Source organism: Shimia fortis (assembly GCF_040225985.1).
Taxonomy (GTDB): Bacteria; Pseudomonadota; Alphaproteobacteria; order Rhodobacterales; family Rhodobacteraceae; genus Shimia.
In genome coordinates this window covers 30,504-47,640 of the sequence record NZ_JBBPEU010000010.1, presented here as the reverse complement: position 1 = coordinate 47,640, position 17,137 = coordinate 30,504, and the positions used below count along the sequence as shown (strand labels likewise).

General features: G+C 61.1%; 20 protein-coding genes and 1 tRNA gene. 9 read left to right on the top strand and 12 right to left on the bottom strand.

Going from position 1 to position 17,137, the window contains the following annotated elements; translation table 11 throughout:
• The first annotated feature begins 11 nt into the window (after positions 1–11).
• Together WNE31_RS14650 and WNE31_RS14645 are read left to right on the top strand one after the other, a co-directional pair.
• On the top strand, positions 12–302 hold the full coding sequence (locus WNE31_RS14650; RefSeq protein ID WP_349980688.1) for an SCP2 sterol-binding domain-containing protein: 291 nt from the start codon (positions 12–14) through the stop codon (positions 300–302).
• Positions 302–1,273, top strand: a complete 972-nt coding sequence (locus tag WNE31_RS14645) for an alpha/beta hydrolase (protein ID WP_349980686.1) — start codon at positions 302–304, stop codon at positions 1,271–1,273. Before WNE31_RS14650 ends, WNE31_RS14645 begins: the two co-directional genes overlap by 1 nt.
• Positions 1,274–1,294: 21 nt before the next feature.
• Here WNE31_RS14645 and WNE31_RS14640 read toward each other — a convergent pair whose 3' ends face one another.
• Positions 1,295–2,125, bottom strand: coding sequence for a fumarylacetoacetate hydrolase family protein (locus WNE31_RS14640; protein WP_349980684.1), 831 nt, complete (start codon positions 2,123–2,125; stop codon positions 1,295–1,297).
• A 145-nt stretch (positions 2,126–2,270) separates the two neighbouring features.
• On the opposite strand from WNE31_RS14640, the gene WNE31_RS14635 reads away from it, so the two are divergent.
• The gene (locus tag WNE31_RS14635) at positions 2,271–4,091 is read left to right on the top strand and encodes a M3 family oligoendopeptidase (RefSeq protein ID WP_349980682.1); all 1,821 of its coding nucleotides are present in this window, start codon (positions 2,271–2,273) and stop codon (positions 4,089–4,091) included.
• An 87-nt stretch (positions 4,092–4,178) separates the two neighbouring features.
• Here WNE31_RS14635 and WNE31_RS14630 read toward each other — a convergent pair whose 3' ends face one another.
• Entirely contained in the window at positions 4,179–4,682 is a 504-nt protein-coding gene (locus tag WNE31_RS14630; protein ID WP_349980680.1) for an aggregation factor core, read from the bottom strand.
• Positions 4,683–4,752: 70 nt separating this feature from the next.
• Positions 4,753–5,022, bottom strand: coding sequence for a DksA/TraR family C4-type zinc finger protein (locus WNE31_RS14625; RefSeq protein ID WP_349980679.1), 270 nt, complete (start codon positions 5,020–5,022; stop codon positions 4,753–4,755).
• 127 nt (positions 5,023–5,149) lie between these two features.
• Here WNE31_RS14625 and WNE31_RS14620 point away from each other — a divergent pair, with 127 nt between their 5' ends.
• Complete coding sequence (locus WNE31_RS14620) at positions 5,150–6,322, top strand: dipeptidase (protein ID WP_349980678.1); 1,173 nt, start codon at positions 5,150–5,152, stop codon at positions 6,320–6,322.
• A gap of 13 nt (positions 6,323–6,335) precedes the next feature.
• On the opposite strand, the gene WNE31_RS14615 is transcribed toward WNE31_RS14620, so the two are convergent.
• Together WNE31_RS14615 and rpoH are read right to left on the bottom strand one after the other, a co-directional pair.
• Positions 6,336–7,262 (bottom strand): hypothetical protein, encoded by a 927-nt coding sequence (locus WNE31_RS14615; RefSeq protein WP_349980677.1) that lies wholly within the window; start codon positions 7,260–7,262, stop codon positions 6,336–6,338.
• A gap of 47 nt (positions 7,263–7,309) precedes the next feature.
• A complete protein-coding gene (gene rpoH, locus WNE31_RS14610; protein ID WP_349980675.1) occupies positions 7,310–8,206 on the bottom strand; it encodes an RNA polymerase sigma factor RpoH in 897 nt (298 codons plus the stop codon).
• Positions 8,207–8,508: 302 nt separating this feature from the next.
• Between rpoH and WNE31_RS14605 the strand changes: the two genes are divergently transcribed.
• Entirely contained in the window at positions 8,509–9,000 is a 492-nt protein-coding gene (locus tag WNE31_RS14605) for a hypothetical protein (RefSeq protein ID WP_349980673.1), read from the top strand.
• A gap of 49 nt (positions 9,001–9,049) precedes the next feature.
• Here the strand turns inward: WNE31_RS14605 and WNE31_RS14600 are convergent, their stop codons facing one another.
• Entirely contained in the window at positions 9,050–10,081 is a 1,032-nt protein-coding gene (locus WNE31_RS14600; protein WP_349980672.1) for an RluA family pseudouridine synthase, read from the bottom strand.
• Between WNE31_RS14600 and WNE31_RS14595 the strand changes: the two genes are divergently transcribed.
• The gene (locus WNE31_RS14595) at positions 10,080–10,373 is read left to right on the top strand and encodes a DUF6476 family protein (RefSeq protein ID WP_349980670.1); all 294 of its coding nucleotides are present in this window, start codon (positions 10,080–10,082) and stop codon (positions 10,371–10,373) included. The genes WNE31_RS14600 and WNE31_RS14595 overlap by 2 nt on opposite strands.
• A gap of 68 nt (positions 10,374–10,441) precedes the next feature.
• Here WNE31_RS14595 and WNE31_RS14590 read toward each other — a convergent pair.
• Positions 10,442–10,518: transfer RNA gene (locus tag WNE31_RS14590), tRNA-His, on the bottom strand.
• Between the two features lie 160 nt (positions 10,519–10,678).
• Between WNE31_RS14590 and WNE31_RS14585 the strand changes: the two genes are divergently transcribed.
• Positions 10,679–10,867, top strand: a complete 189-nt coding sequence (locus WNE31_RS14585) for a DUF6324 family protein (protein ID WP_349980668.1) — start codon at positions 10,679–10,681, stop codon at positions 10,865–10,867.
• A gap of 8 nt (positions 10,868–10,875) precedes the next feature.
• Here the strand turns inward: WNE31_RS14585 and WNE31_RS14580 are convergent, their stop codons facing one another.
• Together WNE31_RS14580 and WNE31_RS14575 are read right to left on the bottom strand one after the other, a co-directional pair.
• Positions 10,876–11,328, bottom strand: coding sequence for an MmcB family DNA repair protein (locus tag WNE31_RS14580; protein ID WP_349980666.1), 453 nt, complete (start codon positions 11,326–11,328; stop codon positions 10,876–10,878).
• 348 nt (positions 11,329–11,676) lie between these two features.
• Entirely contained in the window at positions 11,677–11,988 is a 312-nt protein-coding gene (locus tag WNE31_RS14575; protein ID WP_349980665.1) for a hypothetical protein, read from the bottom strand.
• Positions 11,989–12,166: 178 nt separating this feature from the next.
• Here WNE31_RS14575 and WNE31_RS14570 point away from each other — a divergent pair, with 178 nt between their 5' ends.
• Positions 12,167–13,741, top strand: a complete 1,575-nt coding sequence (locus WNE31_RS14570; protein ID WP_349980663.1) for a zinc-binding metallopeptidase family protein — start codon at positions 12,167–12,169, stop codon at positions 13,739–13,741.
• 31 nt (positions 13,742–13,772) lie between these two features.
• Here WNE31_RS14570 and nusB read toward each other — a convergent pair whose 3' ends face one another.
• The 3 genes from nusB to ribB are packed head-to-tail and all read right to left on the bottom strand — an operon-like array spanning position 13,773 to position 15,913.
• The gene (gene nusB, locus WNE31_RS14565; protein ID WP_349980661.1) at positions 13,773–14,240 is read right to left on the bottom strand and encodes a transcription antitermination factor NusB; all 468 of its coding nucleotides are present in this window, start codon (positions 14,238–14,240) and stop codon (positions 13,773–13,775) included.
• Positions 14,237–14,788: a 6,7-dimethyl-8-ribityllumazine synthase gene (locus tag WNE31_RS14560; protein ID WP_349980660.1), complete on the bottom strand. Its 552-nt coding sequence runs from the start codon at positions 14,786–14,788 to the stop codon at positions 14,237–14,239. The genes nusB and WNE31_RS14560 overlap by 4 nt, the downstream gene beginning before the upstream one ends.
• Before the next feature lie 3 nt (positions 14,789–14,791).
• Positions 14,792–15,913, bottom strand: coding sequence for a 3,4-dihydroxy-2-butanone-4-phosphate synthase (ribB, locus tag WNE31_RS14555; RefSeq protein ID WP_349980658.1), 1,122 nt, complete (start codon positions 15,911–15,913; stop codon positions 14,792–14,794).
• 149 nt (positions 15,914–16,062) lie between these two features.
• On the opposite strand from ribB, the gene WNE31_RS14550 reads away from it, so the two are divergent.
• Positions 16,063–17,115, top strand: coding sequence for a proline racemase family protein (locus WNE31_RS14550; protein ID WP_349980656.1), 1,053 nt, complete (start codon positions 16,063–16,065; stop codon positions 17,113–17,115).
• Positions 17,116–17,137: the final 22 nt, after the last annotated feature.

Genomic DNA, 17,137 nt, shown 5'->3' with positions numbered 1-17,137 from the left:
AGGATACACATATGAGCGATATCGTAAACGCAGCCGTTTCGGCCCTTGCAGACAAACTGGCCGGCGACAGCTTTGACGGCTCGGCGAAGTTCGTGATCGAAGGCGAAGGCGCCATCATCATCGACGGTGACGGCGTTCGCGCCAGCGACGATGACGCTGACGTCACCATGACCGCCGATGCCGACACGTTCCAGTCGATCCTCGAAGGTGATCTGAACCCGACCGCCGCCTTCATGTCGGGCAAGCTGTCGATCGACGGCGACATGGGCCAGGCGATGAAACTCGGCGGAGTTCTGGCATAATGACCCTGCATCCCGCTCCTTTCCACGCCGATGTCGCCAAGGGCCCCGAGTCCGGAACCGCGCATTGGGTGATGACACAGGACGGGGTGCGGATCCGCGTCGCCCATTGGCGCGCGGCAGAAGAAAAAGGCACGGTCCTGATGTTTCCGGGCCGTACCGAATATGTCGAAAAATATGGTCGCGCCGCCGGTGAGTTTGCGCAGCGCGGCTATGCCATGCTGGCCATCGACTGGCGCGGTCAGGGGCTGGCTGACCGGCTGATCGACGACCGCGCGGCGGGCTATGTCACCGCCTTCACCGATTACCAGACAGACATCGCCGCCGCGCTAGACGCCGCAGCGGCGCTGGACCTGCCCAAACCGTATTTCCTGATCGGCCATTCCATGGGCGGCTGTATCGGCCTGCGCGCCGTGATGTCGGGCCTGCCGGTCAATGCCGCCGTGTTCAGCGCACCGATGTGGGGCATCCTGATGTCCGCCGTGACCCGCCCGGCCGCCTGGGCCATGTCCTGGGGCAGCAAACGCACAGGCATGGGACACAAGCTGGCCCCCGGCACCAAACCCGAGACCTATGTTCTGGCCGAACCATTTCAGGGCAACACCCTGACCCGCGATCCCGAGATGTACCGTTACATGCAGGATCAGGTCGGCACCTACCCTGATCTTGCCCTTGGTGGCCCGTCACTGCACTGGCTGCACGAGGCGCTGACCGAGATGCGCGATCTGGCGCGCCGTCCTGCCCCGGACCTGCCCTGCACGACCTTCCTTGGCGACAATGAACAGATCGTCGATCCCGCCCGCATCCATCAGCGGATGGCCAGCTGGCCCGGCGGCACGCTGGAATTGCTGAAAGATGGCGAACACGAGGTCATGATGGAAGTCCCCGAGACCCGCCGCTATGTTTTTGACACTTCGGCGGCCCTGTTCGACAGCCATCTGAACAACGGTAGCGCGCACCGCGCCTCGGCCTGAGACGCGGCACAAGGGTGGCAGTTAGCTGTCCGCTTTGACCTCTTGTCGCTGGCGCCCCAGCCCCTGTACTTCCAGTTCCATCACATCCCCGTCCTTGAGATAGACCGGCGGCTTCATCCCCATGCCGACGCCCGGCGGCGTGCCCGTGGCGATGACGTCGCCCGGATGCAGCGTCATCATCTGTGACAGGTAGGAAATGATCTCGGCCACCGAGAACACCATGGCCTGCGTGCTGCCGGTCTGCATGCGTGCGCCGTTCAAATCCAGCGACAAGGCCAGATCCTGCGGGTCGCCCACCTCGTCCGGCGTCACCAGCCACGGCCCGAGCGGCCCGAAGCTGTCACAGCTTTTGCCCTTGGTCCATTGCCCACCGCGTTCGGTCTGGAATGCGCGCTCTGACACATCATTGGCGATGCAATATCCCGCCACATGGTCCAGCGCCTCGGCCTCGGTCACGTATTTCGCCGGTTTGCCGATCACTACACCCAACTCGACCTCCCAGTCAGAACGCACAGATCCGCGCGGCAAAACCACCGGATCATTCGGCCCGACAATCGCGCTGGTCGCCTTCATGAAAAGGATCGGCTCTTTCGGCAGGTCCATCCCCGCCTCGGCGGCATGGTCGGAATAGTTCAGCCCGATGCACATGTATTTGCCCACTTGCCCCACAGGCGCGCCGAGACGCGGCGTGCCCTCGACCAGCGGCAGTGTCTCGGGATCGACCTCGGGCAGATCAGCCAGCACCGCGCCCACCAGATCCGGCACCACGCCAGACAGGTCGCGGACACGCCCTTCGCTGTCCAGAACCCCGGGCTTTTCCGCACCGATTTCGCCATATCGCAGAAATTTCATCGTCTTTCTCTCCCTTCGCTTGACCCAAGACCTAGACCAATTCCGCGCCCTCTGGAACCGGATTTCACCGCCCCCCCTTGCACCCCCTGCCCCCGTCTGCCTATCTGTCATCCGAGCAATGATACCAACCAGACCAGAGGCCCCCATGCGCGACCAGCCCTTCCCCGTACGAGACGCCAATGCCAGCCATGGCACCGACAACCTTGGCGATCTGCCCGAATGGGACCTGAGCGATCTATACACCGGCGAAGACGCGCCCGAACTTGAGGCCGATCTGGCCTTTCTCGAAAAGGAATGCGCCGCCTTTGCCGCCGATTACGAAGGCAAGCTGGCCGATCTCGACGCTGCAGGCCTGCTGGAATGTGTGCAACGGAATGAGAAAATCAGCCAGGTATCGGGCCGTATCATGTCCTATGCGGGCCTGCGGTATTACCAGCTGACCACCGACGCCGAACGCGCGCAATTCATGTCGAACTGCCAAGAGGCGCTGACCAATTTCTCGACGCCGCTGGTGTTCTTCACGCTGGAACTGAACCGGCTGGAGGATGACAAACTGGCCGCGGCCTTTGCAGAAAACGCGGAACTCGCACGCTATGAACCGGTGTTCCGCCGCATTCGCGCAATGAAACCCCATCAACTGTCGGATGAACTGGAGAAATTCCTACATGACCTCGGCGTTGTGGGCGATGCGTGGGAACGCCTGTTTGACGAGACCATTGCCGGCCTGACCTTCGACATGGAGGGGCAGGACCTGAACATCGAGGCAACGCTCAACTACCTGACCGAACAGGACCGCTCAAAACGCGAGATGGCCGCCCGCGAACTGGCCCGCGTCTTCCAGGAAAACATCAAGATCTTTGCCCGCGTGCACAACACCTCGGCCAAGGAAAAAGAGGTGATCGACCGCTGGCGCAACATGCCGACCGCACAGACCGGCCGCCACCTTTCCAACGATGTCGAACCCGAGGTGGTCGAGGCCCTGCGCAACGCCGTGGTCGCGGCCTATCCGAAACTGTCGCACCGCTATTACGAACTCAAACGCAAATGGCTGGGGCTGGACCGGATGCAGGTTTGGGATCGCAACGCACCCCTGCCGATGGAAGACACCAAAACCGTCGATTGGCCGACCGCCCGCAAGATGGTGATGGACGCCTACAGTGCCTTTGACCCGCGCATGGGCGAACTGGCCGAACCGTTCTTTGACAAGGGCTGGATCGACGCCGCCGTGAAACCCGGCAAGGCCCCCGGCGCCTTTGCACACCCCACCGTGACCAACGTGCACCCCTACGTGATGCTGAACTACCTTGGCAAACCCCGCGACGTGATGACATTGGCACACGAACTGGGCCATGGCGTGCATCAGGTTCTGGCCGCCGAACAGGGCGAGATGCTGTCGTCAACCCCGCTGACACTGGCCGAAACGGCGTCCGTGTTTGGCGAGATGCTGACCTTCCGCAAGATGCTCGAGGCCGCCGAGACTCAGGAACAACGCAAAATCCTGCTGGCGGGCAAGGTCGAGGACATGATCAACACGGTTGTGCGCCAGATCGCGTTCTACGATTTCGAATGCAAGCTGCACGCCGCGCGACGCGAAGGCGAACTGACCCCCGATGACATCAATGCGCTGTGGATGTCGGTGCAGGCGGAATCGCTTGGCCCGGCGTTTGACTTCATGGAAGGGTACGAAACCTTCTGGGCCTATATCCCGCATTTCGTACACTCGCCCTTTTATGTCTATGCCTATGCTTTTGGCGACGGCCTCGTGAATGCGCTCTACGCGGTCTATGCCTCGGGGGCGGAAGGGTTCGAAGACAAGTATTTCGACATGCTCAAGGCGGGCGGATCAAAACACCACAAAGAACTGCTGGCGCCGTTCGGCCTTGATGCGTCCGACCCGACATTCTGGGACAAGGGCCTGTCGATGATCTCGGAGATGATTGACGAACTGGAAGCGATGGAGGGCTAAACCGGCCGCCCATTGCCCTTGCGGCCCTTTTGCCCTGCAAGAAACAGTTTCTGAATGGCGGCGTCGACACAGCGATGCCGCCATTCTTCATGAGCGGCACATATTGCCGTCAAGGCGTGCCTTTGCGGCATCGTCGAATAGCGCAACGCTCTGCATGGCGCCCTGACGCAGCATCACAGATGCGCCGGCAATTTCGGCACCAGTCACCGTGATTTCGCGCGCCCCGATCGTGTCATCCACATCAATCGTGAAGGCGATCGTTTGTCCCTGCCCCAAGGTGTCAATGGCCAGAGTCACGCGCCGGTCCCCGTCCAAAACCTCTGGCAGACCCGTCAGCGCATCGCGCCCCGCAACCACTTCGAACGGCTGAAACACCTCGACGCCGGCCCCCTGTCCTGTCACATTGAAGATCAGGGCGCCGCCTGACCCTTCAAGATCAATCGTAAGTTCAAGATCGCGCAGTGCACAGCCGGTCTGGTTGGTGATGGCAAACCGATCCTTCGGCGCCCCTTCATAAAAATCAACGGCAACGGTTGCGCCAGCGGTGGTTGCGACAGTTGCCAGTATTGCAAATGCAGAAAAAAGTCTCATCAATGTGCCCTCGTGTCACCCTGATGCTGTTCAGGTAGGCCATACGGCACGGAGAGCAAACGCAACCCGCTTATTTCAACTGGCTGTCCTTTGATCCGCGCCGGTTGATCCCGCCGCGCGCCTTGAACGCCCCGTCGCGGTCCTGCATGCAATCAATGCACAGTTTCACCCCGGGAACGGCCTGACGGCGCGCTTCGGGGATCTCCTCGTCACATTCCGCACAATGGGTCAGGCTTTCGCCCACGGGTGTTTTCTGTGCCTTCAAGCGGGCAAGTTCGTCGTTGATCGATGCCTCGATCTGTTCGTTTACCGCGCCATCGCGCGCCCATCCTCCGGCCATATCGCGCTCCTGTCTGCCAGACCTCCAGCCTAGCCCATCCCGCCAACTGCGCAAGGGGCGCGACGTCAGCCTTTGTGTCTGCCCCGTCCCGCGCTAGGCTTCTTCGACAACATGCAGAGGGGATATCATGCGGACATTCGGAAAATGGCTGGGGCGGTTGCTCGGGCTGGTACTTGTTGCCATCGTGGCCTTCCTGGCCTTTGCGCCGGGATACGTGGAAAGCACCCGCAACCCCGTGGCCCCGCATGCCCCCTATCCGGTCAGCGACGCCGCCGCCACCCTGCATGCCGATATGTTGGTGGGGGACTGGCACGCCGACACCCTGCTGTGGAAACGCGATCCGCTTGACCGCGCCGACCGTGGGCAGGTGGACCTGCCCCGCCTGATCGAGGGCAATGTCGGCATTCAGGTCTTTACCGCCGTCACTAAATCGCCCGCCGGTCAGAACTATGACGAAAACAGTGCCGAGGCGATGGACAACATCACGCTTCTGGCGATGGGACAACTCTGGCCGGTGGATACCTGGGGGTCACTCTATGAACGCGCCCGCTATCAGGCGGCCCGCCTGCATGACGCCGCCGCCCGGTCCGGGGGACAGCTGCGCGTGGTGACCACGCGGGCGGAGTTGGACGCCGTACTGGCCGACCGCGCCGCGGGCAAGACCGTCGTGGCGGGCCTTTTGGGGATCGAGGGCGCGCACCCGTTGCAGGGCGACCTGTCCAAGCTGCAAGGTTTGCAAGACGCCGGATATACGGTGATCGGGTTGCAGCATTTCTTTGACAACGAGTTGGGCGGGTCGCTGCACGGGATCGGCAACAAGGGCCTGACCGAGTTTGGCCGAGAGGTCGTGCAGGCGGTTGCCGCGCGCGGACTTGTCCTTGATGTGGCCCATTCCAGCCCGCAGGTGGCCCGCGATGTGCTGGACATGACCGACATTCCGATCATCGTCAGCCACACCGGAATCTATGCCAACTGCCCTGTGAAAAGGAATTTTCCCGATGAATTGATGCAGGACATCGCCGCCACGGGCGGGGTGATCGGCATCGGTTATTGGGCAGATGTAACCTGTGATGACAGCCCCGCAGGTGTCGCCAAAACCATCAAGACGGCGATCGACGTGGTGGGCGAAGACCATGTCTCGCTGGGTTCGGATTTTGACGGGTCGGTCGGCACCGCCTTTGACACGTCGGAACTCTCGGCGTTGACCCAGGCGCTGATGGATGCTGGCCTGACCGAGGCGCAAATTCGCAAAGTGATGGGAGAAAATCTGCTACGCGTTTTGCACGAACGCCTGAACTAGGCAGGTCGCGGGCTCACGCCGAAAGACTTGTCATCCGTTTTTTCAGCTTGCCAAACCAGTCGCGGGCGCGTTCATCCAGACAATGCCCGCGAAAGAACCAGAACAGGAAATGCTCGAACGGCCAATCCGTCGAGAGCGCCTGCTCAAACCCCTCGGCGACGTCCTCGGGGCGCGCGATGGTCACGGCGCAATGGTGAAAATCCGTGCGCCCGAACACCATCGCGGGCACCCGGTGCAACATTGCCTCGACCGAGACACTCGAACTGATCGAACAGCTTAGGACCGCACCCTGCAGCATGTCATGCAGGTTGGCATCGACCAGTTTCAGACGTGGCGTGCCGCGGGCCATGTCCTGCAACGCGGCCCATGTCACCGGCGCCTCGTTGCGCGGGTGGCGTTTGACCAGAATGTCACGGTCCGGCACCCCGTCCAGAATGGCCTGCACCATCTCGACCTCGCTCATATGCGCGGCCCGCATCACCGGAAGGGAGTCCCCTTGCAGGAACACCGCCACGTGCCCCTGCCCGAAGGCGGCGCGCTCTTGCGGTTGGGTGTGTTTTGACAGGCGCTTGTTCGCAATCCGCTTCTGCAACCAGCCGAAAAAGGCCTCGGCCCGGTGGTCGGGCACGGTGGCGGGGTCAAACACCATGTCGCGGATTGAACTTTCCCCAAATACCCCGCGCGGATCGGCATACCAGAAATCGCGCAAGTAGCTTGGCCCGGTGTTCAGCGCATTGGGCAGCACCACGAGGCCCTGGTGCACGAAATGAAAGGCCTCCGGTTCAAACGTCTCATGCGCACGGATAAATTCACGTTCGCAAAACCGCACATCCACGCCCTCGGAGGCGAGGTGACGATAGAGGTCCCCATAAAATCCCCTGGAGTCAGGAGAGGCCCGGCGCAGCTGGTGCTTGGGCAGATGGATGAAACAGCGCGACAAACCGGCCTCGAAAAAAGTTGCGCCCCCGAAGCGGGGGCGCAGATCACTCAGGATGCGGACAACATACCTTTTTCGGCGGCCAGCGCACGCATTCTTTTCTGAAGCTTCTCAAAGGCGCGCACCTCAATCTGGCGGATGCGTTCGCGGCTGACGTCATACTGACCGCTGAGATCTTCCAGCGTCACGGCCTTTTCCGACAGGCGGCGCTGCACCAGAATGTCCTTTTCGCGGTCATTCAGCACATCCATCGCCTCGGCCAGCAATTCGCGCCGCGCTTCAAGCTCGTCGCGGGCCTCGTAATCGGCGGCCTGGTCGGCATCTTCATCTTCCAGCCAGTCCTGCCATTCCATCGTACCTTCGTCGGCCGCCCCGACCTGTGCGTTAAGCGACGCATCACCCCCGCTCAGACGGCGGTTCATAGACACAACTTCGGCCTCAGTTACGCCCAGATCATGTGCGATCTGCTTGACGTTCTCGGGACGCAGGTCGCCTTCTTCGAGGGCGCCGATGCGGGCCTTGGCTTTCCGCAGATTGAAGAACAGCTTCTTCTGCGCGCTGGTCGTACCCAGTTTCACCAAGGACCACGAGCGCAGGATGTATTCCTGGATACTCGCGCGGATCCACCACATGGCATAGGTTGCAAGACGGAAGCCCTTTTCAGGGTCAAAGCGCTTCACTGCCTGCATCAGGCCGACATTGGCCTCGGAAATCACCTCGGCCTGCGGCAGGCCATAGCCGCGATATCCCATCGCGATCTTGGCCGCCAGACGCAGGTGCGACGTAACCATCTTGTGGGCCGCTTCGGTATCTTCCTGTTCGACCCAGCGCTTGGCCAGCATGTATTCTTCTTCCGGCTCCAACAACGGGAATTTCCGGATTTCCTGCATATAGCGGTTCAAACCGCCTTCCGGCGTCGGGGCCGGGAGATTTGCGTAGTTACTCATTATCATGTCCCCCCTTACGATGTTACAAAGGTTAACATTCAGATAGGTTGGCGCTAACGGGGTTTCAAGAACCCCTCGCACGATTTCTTTAAGACATTATGAACATCCGCCCTGCGAAATTCCAGTAGTGCAAGATTGCGCTCACGCGCATGTGCTGTGCGCAGGGGGAATGTTACAACGGCGCAACGTCGGCAGGAAAACCGCGTAAATGCCACAATCCCATCTCAACACTGCCGCGTCTCTCTGTCAGATTCATTGACATAAAAGCAGGTAAACAAGACGTCTTCGGGCAGGAGAACCCCATGAAAACTGTAATTGCGTGTCTTTTGACGGCGCTGACAGCCACCATTGCCACCGCCGAAGGGCTGCGTCCTGACAGGCTTTATATTCCGCTGGCGTCCTACCACTATAACCTGACGCCCCCCAATCCCGGCCAGAACAGCTGGAACGAATTCAACCCCGGTCTGATTGTGACCTGGGAAGACCGGTTGTGGACCCTGGACTATTCGGCAGGTGCCTTTCTCAACAGTTACGAGGACGTCTCGCCGATGGTCTCCATGGGCAAGTTCTGGGATGTGGGACAGGTCGCGCTCGGCGCAGTGGCCAGTTTTGCCGACTATGGCGACAATGCCCGTCATTTTGACGTGACATTGGGCAGTTCCGACATCGTTGTCCTGCCCGCCTTTCAGGTGAACTACCGCAACGCGTTCATGCAGGTCGTGCCCGCGCCGGATTTCAACGGCAACAGCGGCGCCCTGTTTGCCTTTGGCGCAACCTTCGCGCTGGGTGATTAAGCCCCCGCCCCTCGCCCCACCCAAGGTCTGGGGCTGTCCTCAGCTCTGATCACTCAGCCCTTTGCAACGCCCCAATCAACGCCTGCATATCCTCGGGCAGTTCGGCCTCGAAGCGGACGTTTTCACCCGTGACGGGATGTTCGAACCCCAGAACGGCGGCGTGCAGGGCCTGACGAGGAAAGGCTTTCACGGCCTCGACACCCGCCACGCCAATCGCCTTTTCGGCCAGCTTGCGGCGGCCACCATAGACGGGATCTCCAACCAGCCCATGCCCGGCATGGGCCATGTGCACCCGGATCTGGTGGGTGCGGCCGGTTTCCAGCCAGCATTCGATCAACGACACCACCGGCGGGTTTCCGAAAGCCTGAACAATACGGGACCGCGTCACCGCGTGGCGCCCGCCCTGGAACAGCACAGCCTGCTTCTGGCGGTCGGTCTTGTGGCGAGCAAGATGGGTTGTGATGCGCATGATGTTGCCCGACTCGAAATTTACGCCTTTCACGCCGCGCAGGCGTGGGTCGTTGGCATCGGGCACGCCGTAAACCACTGCGTTGTAATACCGCTCGACCGTGTGCTTTTCGAACTGCGCCGCCAAACCCTGATGCGCCTTGTCCGATTTGGCAACCACCAACAGGCCCGAGGTTTCCTTGTCGATGCGATGCACGATCCCCGGACGCTGCACGCCTCCCACGCCGGACAGGCTATCCCCGCAATGATGCAAAAGCGCATTGACCAGCGTGCCGTTCGGCGTGCCGGGTGCGGGATGCACCACCATGCCCGCGGGCTTGTTGATGACGATCAGGTCGTCATCCTCATACACCACCTCCAGCGGGATATCTTCGGGGCCGATATGGGATTCGTCCGCAATCGGCACGGTGATCTCAACCGTATCCCCCTCGGAAACCTTGGCCTTGGGGTTGTCGGCCACCACGCCATTGACCGTGATACACCCCTCGCCCAAGAGTTTCGCCAGCCGCGTGCGTGACAGGGTCGCTTCTTCTGGCACATCGCGCGAAAGCGCCTTATCAAGACGCGCAGGCGGATTGTCCGCGATCTGGAACGTGACAAGGGTGGTTGCCATGGAAGAGACTCCTGAACCGGTCGAACCGGCGAACTTGCGGTTTCTGCGCCTGCTGGTGACGGGACTGACAGGCATCATGATTGTCGGGCTTGTAGTGGTTGTCGCCCTGATTGTCATCCGCCTGAATGACGATGGCCCCACGATGCCCGATCAGATCACCTTGCCCCACGGCGTCAGCGCCACCGCCATCACCATCGGCCAGGGGTGGTGGGCCGTTGTGACCGACGACCAGCGCATCCTGATCTTTGACCAGATGACCGGCGCGTTGAAACAGGATGTGCAAATCGACTGAACCGCCGGAAAGTTTTGTACAAACCGCACAAAACAGAGGGCAACTAGCGATTTTCGGGAAAGAGAGGGTGGTACCACCTCCCCGGCTCGAACGGGGGACCTCCTGATCCACAATCAGGCGCTCTAACCAACTGAGCTAAGGCGGCACTGAGGGCGATTTAGCCCCCAGCGCAGATGAATGCAAGCACCTAAACGCACTTTTTTTCTCATTCCGGCCCAGGTTTTTGGTGGGGCTGCGCCGTTGCGCGATGCTTGCCAAGCGCCTGGTTTCACGCTAGGCGAAAGCCTTACACGAGGAGTACCGTCATGGGCATCAACACTGAACGCGATATCGAGGCCAACCTGCAGATCGGCCCTACCGACAAAGGGTTTGTCCGCCTGTTTATCGAGGCGGATGGCATTGAAATTCCAATGGATTTCTCACCCGAGGAAGCCGAGGAGATCGCCGAGGAGATCATGGCCGCCGCCGCCGCAGGCCGCAAGATCGGCGACTGAGCCCGCGCCTAGACCTCGTCTGGAAGAGCCGGCAGCTTCGGATCCCGAAACCGTTGCAACCGGCGCGCGGCATCAGTCGCAAACTTCTGGATCAGCTTCTTACGACGCGCCGGCGCAAGCTTGCTTTCAGGGGCCATGCGGATGATCTCGGCGTCATAGGCATCCGCCATGATTAGGCCGGTCTCGTCCGGCAACAAATCGGTCGGAAACTCGGTATCCACCGCCCAGAAATACCGGTCACACCAATCCAGATAACCTTCCCACTTGGCATCGCTCTGAAAGTCGGCGCGGCTGGATTTACATTCGACGATCCATAATTCCCCCTTCGCCCCCAGCGCCATGACATCCACGCGCAACCCGCGCGCGGGCACAAATTCCTCAATGGAAACAAAGCCATGTCCACGCAGGTGACGCGAGACACCACGCGCGAGAAGCTGTCCGGGCTGTAAAAGTTCAGTCATGCCCCAAACGTGAACAATTCGTGAACAAAAATCAAGCCTCAGCAAAATAAATCTTGTTCCGGCCTCGCGCCCTCTTGCCGTGATCGCCCATGCGCCTTACCTAGAGCTTCGGCGGGTGCTGCCCTTCTCGTGATACGGTTGCATTCCGGTGGCCTTAAATAATTCCGAGGGAGCTGGCTCTGTCCTGGTCCTGGCCTGGTTACCTGGCGCCCACCTGTGCAAACAGGTCCTCGGGAATGAGAGAACCCCACGGTTGCGTTTTGCGGGCCCGCCACTTTCAACCGTATGAAACCAAAAGAAAAGCCGCCTCTGACCAGAGGCGGCTTTCTTCGTGAGTGGTAAGCTTGTTCAGAGGGTCTTGTGCGCCTCAACCTTGACCGGCACCAATTGTGCAGGCATCACCGGCAGGTCGTCTTTCTTGCCGCCGCCGGGCGTGTCATCCTGCGCCATGCGCATGATCGTGATCGAAAATTGCACACCGGCAAACACGATCCCGTTCAGCATGAACAACATAAAGGCCGCAACCGTGCCGCCCGAGGTGTTGCTGACCAGATGCCACAGATTGGCGACATTGAAATAAAGCAGGAGCCCGACAAAGATCGCCGAGAGGCCAAAGCCCGCGATCACCTGCGTAATGTAAAGTCGTATCAGTTTCGGCATGAGGGTAACTCCCTTAACTCTGTCTTATGGTATGCTGATTTCCGCATATGGCAAGGGCAATTTCCCTGAATTTAGGTTTCCCGACGTCCTTAACCGACAATGCCCGGAAGTCGGGCTTGCGCTCGGCGATTTGTCGCCTCTAGGCTGCGGGAAATCCAAAATCTTAAAGGAGTGCCCGATGCATCCGGCCAAGACCACCGCCTGTGACACCGTCGAATCGCGCATGGGCGAGCTGTCGCAATGGACGCGCCAGATCTGGGATTTCGGCGAAACCGCGTGGCGCGAATACAAAAGCGCCGCGTTTTATGTCGATCTTCTGCGCCGCGAGGGATTCGTGGTCGAGGAAGGATCAGGCGGGATGCCCACGGCCTTTTGCGCCACGTGGGAGAACGGGCCCGGCCCGACCATCGGCGGGTATGCGGAATATGATGGCATCCCCGGTAATTGTCAGGCTGCAGAACCGCGTGAGATGCCGCGCCCGGGGCTGGGGCCGCACGCGGGCGGGCATACAGACCCCCATTCAGCCCTCGGGATGGGGGCACTGGGGGGATTTCTTGCCGCTAAGGCTGCCATGGAACAGCACAACATTCCCGGCCGCCTGAAATTCTTCGGCGAGCCGGCCGAGAAACTGCGCGGGTCAAAGCCGATCCATGCGGCCGCCGGGTATTACGATGATCTGGATGCGGCCCTGTCCTTTCATCCGTTCTATATGGCGCCACTGTGCAACACGGTGCGCTGGGACACGCATTGCGGTGTGGGCTACGGGGTGATCTATGAGTTCACCTGCGACGACCCCGAGACATGGATGGCGGGTAGTGACGACTCGCCCATCCCGGCCAGCCATGCCGCCGCCCGCGCCCCCGGTGCGACCGATGCCATGGTCATGATGTACCAGTCGGCCAAGGCGCTGCGCGAACATGTCATGGCGCCCGGTCAAAGCTGGTCGATGAACGAAACCATCCTCAGCCACGGACAAGCCACCGCCGACAATATTCCGGCCCAGATCGCGCAGATCCAGTATTTCATCCGCATTTCAGAGATAGAAGAGGCCGACCATATCATCCGCGGCCTTGACCATTTTGCCCAGTCGGCGGCGCAGATGACGCATTGTTCGTGGCGGCGGCACTGGGTGGCGAAATCGCGCCCCGGTCTGCCCAACCACGCCATGGCCAAGCTGACCTACGCCAATCTTGAAACCGTGGGGGCCCCTGACTGGGGGGACGCTGCCAAAGAGTTCGCCCGCGCAATCCAGAGCGAACTGGGCCTTGATCCGATGGACGCCCCCTTTCTGCCTATGATCTCGGACCTCACCCCACCGGAACAGGCCGAGGCGGCGCTGCGCCAGATGCTGCCGCCGACCCAGCGGCACTTCACATCCGACGACTACACCGAGTATTGCTGGCACGCGCCCACGGTGCGCCTTTATATTGGGCGTCCCGCCCTGTCGGCCCCTGCGGGCTATGCCTATCCGGCCTGGGCGATGAATGCGCTTGGGGGCCATCCGGCCTGTATTGACCCGATGATTGAAACCGCGGCCAAGGTTCTTTCAATGACCGCGCTTGATCTCTTGAGCGATGCCGGTGCGTTGCAGCGCGCGCAGGACGAATTCCGCGATCGGACCGGCGGCGGGATCGGTGGCACGGAGTGGATCGCGCCGCTCTGTGACTATGATCCGCCGCTGAATTTCCGATGGCCGGAATACGTAACGACATCACGGGGCGAGGACTGGGTGATCCCCCGCGCCGCACCTTAACAAGATTGTCTGGAAAAGTGCGCCCGATGCATCAGAACGCTTCGGGCTTCGCCTCGCGCGCCATGTGATCCAGCACCGCATTAACGAAACGCGGCTCGCGCCCGTCCGCAAAAAACGCGCGGGCCACGTCAACAAACTCGGTAATGACCACCTTGGGCGGGGTGGTGCCCTCGGTCAGTTCGGCCCCAGCGGCACGGAACAGGGCACGCAGGGTGGAATCAATTCGCCCCAGCGGCCATGTGGCCACCAACGCGCGATCGGTCATCTGGTCGATCCGCGCCTGATGGTTCACTGCATCGCCGATCAGCTGTGTAAACAGCGCGACATCCCCTTCGATCATGTCATAGTCATCGAACGCTTCACCGAAGCGGAAATCCAGAAACTCGACCCGCACCTGATCGACGGTCTGGCCGGTCTGTTCCATCTGATAAAGCGCCTGCACGGCATAAAGACGTGCGGCGGATTTCATCTTGCGTTTCTGGTTGCCTGAAAGGGTCATGCGGTCGGGTTGTCCTTGAGTTCGCCAGCGAGCTTATATTCCTCGGCGTCGGGCACGAATCCCACGCCTTTGCGCTGGCCGCCCCACTTACGGGTGAGCGCCACAAGATGCAAGGCCGCAGCCGCAGCCCCGCCGCCTTTGTTCTGATCCGCAGGATCGGCGCGCACCTCTGCCTGTTTGCGGTTCTCGACCGTGAGGATACCATTGCCAATGCACAGCCCCTGCAGGCCCAGTAACTGGATCGCGCGGCTGCTGTCATTGCAGACGGTTTCATAATGGGTTGTCTCGCCACGGATGACACAACCAAGCGCGACATAGCCGTCGAAATTGCTCATGCGTTCCGCGATGCCGATGGCCGTTGGGATCTCCAGTGCGCCGGGCACCTCGACCACCTCGTAGCTGCCGCCACAGGCTTCGATCTCGGCCACGGCTCCGGCCAGCATGTTATCGGCAATGTCCTTGTAATAGGGCGACATCACGATGCAGATCTTGACCGGTTTGTCGAACTCCGCACGCGGCATGATATAATGTTTTTCTGCGCCAGCCATGGGTTACTCCTTGGAAATCGGACGGGTGCCGACAATCGACAGCCCGTAGGCATCAATGCCGAGATACTGGGTTTGCGGTGAATCCGTCAGCAGGATCAACTCGGACAGGCCCATAGACGACAGGATCTGCGACCCCAGCCCGGTGTCCTTGATGATGCGGGGACGGTCCTCGTCATCGCCAAAGTCGAATTTCGGATGCGGCTCACGGAACAAGAGCACCGCGCCGCGCCCCTCTTCGGCGACGATTTTCATGGCGTCGTGGAACTCGTCGCGCGGTTTCGGGCCCAGCCCCAGCACATCTGTCAACTCGTTCAGCGCATGGGTCCGCACCAGAACGGGGGCGTCCGTGGAAATGTCGCCCTTGATCAGCGCCATATGTTCGACGCCGTGGATTTCATCTGTGAAGATGCGCATTTCCCAGTCGCCCCCCACCTCGGCGGTGACAGTGTCGCGACGGGTTTCCCGGATCAGGTTGTCATGCTTCGCGCGATAGGAAATCAGGTCGGAAATCGTCCCGATCTTCAGGTCATGCTTGCGCGCGAATGTAACCAGATCAGGCAGACGCGCCATGGTGCCATCGTCTTTCATGATCTCGCAGATCACACCGGACGGGTGCAGACCAGCCAGGCGCGAGATGTCGACGGCGGCCTCGGTATGGCCGGCGCGCACAAGCACCCCGCCCCAGCGTGCACGCAGCGGGAACACGTGCCCCGGCGTGGCAATCGCGGCCATAGTGTTCTGTTCATTGATCGCAGTGGCGATGGTCAGGGCGCGGTCGGCCGCCGAAATGCCGGTCGAGACCCCTTCGCGCGCTTCGATCGACACGGTAAAGGCGGTTTCATGGCGCGACGAATTGTTGACAGCCATCATCGGCAGGCCCAGCTTGTCGATCCGCTCGGCCGTCATCGGCAGACAGATCAGGCCCCGCCCGTGCGTGGCCATGAAGTTGATCGCATCGGCATCCGCGAACTCGGCCGGGATCACGAGGTCGCCTTCGTTTTCACGGTCCTCGTGGTCAACAAGGATATACATGCGGCCTTTGCGGGCCTCTTCGATGATGTCCTCGATCGGGCTGATCGCGTCACGCAGGCTTGCCTCGACCGGGCCGGGAGTTTCAAAAGTCATGGGGCGCGCGTCCTTTGCCAAATTTGTCAGCCATCGCATACCCCAGCCCGTTCCCGAATGCCAGTGCCAGACCCGCCGTTCTTGGCACTGGACGCGACGGGATTTCGCGCCCTAGGGTGAAACCGTCCAGCCCTAACCGGAGCCGCCCCATGCGCCTGTCCAGACTGATCACCGCCGTCGAGGCCCATGCCGAAGGCGAACCGGGCCGCGTCATCACCGGCGGCGTGCCGCATATGCCGGGCAACACTGTGTTCGAGAAGATGCGGTGGATGCAGACCAATGGCGATGACATCCGCACCCTGATGCTGCAGGAACCGCGCGGCCATCCGGCGCTGTGCTGCAACGTGCTTGTCCCGCCCTGCCACCCCGAGGCCGATGCCGGCTTTATCATCATGGAGCAGACGGAATATCCGCCGATGAGCGGATCCAACACGATCTGCGTTACCACCGTTTTGTTGGAAACCGGCATCCTGCCCATGCGGGAACCGGTCACGGAACTGACGCTTGAAACGCCCGCGGGGCTGATCCCCGTGCGGGCCACCTGCCAAAACGGCAAGGTCACGCGCGTCACCTTCCAGAATGTGCCGGCTTTCGCTCTGCATCTGGATGCAGCGGTGGATGTTCCGGGGCTTGGTAAAGTGTCCGTGGACGTGGCCTGGGGCGGCATGTTCTTCGTGCTGGCCGATGCCGACGCGCTAGGCATCAGCCTTGCACCCGAAAATGGCCGCGAAATCGTGCGCGTATCAGAAGCGATCGGTCACGCGGCGCGCGCGCAACTGCCCGTGACACATCCCGAGAACCCGACCCTCACTGGTCCGACCATCACCAACCTCTGGGGCGCGCCCACCGACCCTGCCACAGACGGGCGCGGCGCCATCACCTTGTCGACCGGCCCCTTTGATCCCGACCACCCGCACGCGGCCAGCGGCATCCTTGACCGCTCGCCCTGCGGCACCGGCACCTGTGCCAAGATGGCGGTACTGCACGCCAGGGGTCTGTTGAAAGAAGGTGAGGATTACGTCAATGCGGGTCCGATGGGCACCACCTTTACGGGTCGCATCGTGGACACCAGCCGGATCGGCCCCTACCCCGCCATCGTGCCCACCCTATCCGGACAGGGCTGGATCTACGGGATGTCGAATTATACGCTCGACCCGACCGATCCGTTCCAGACCGGTTTCACCATCGGCGACATGTGGTAGGCCCAAGCCTACCCCCCAACGT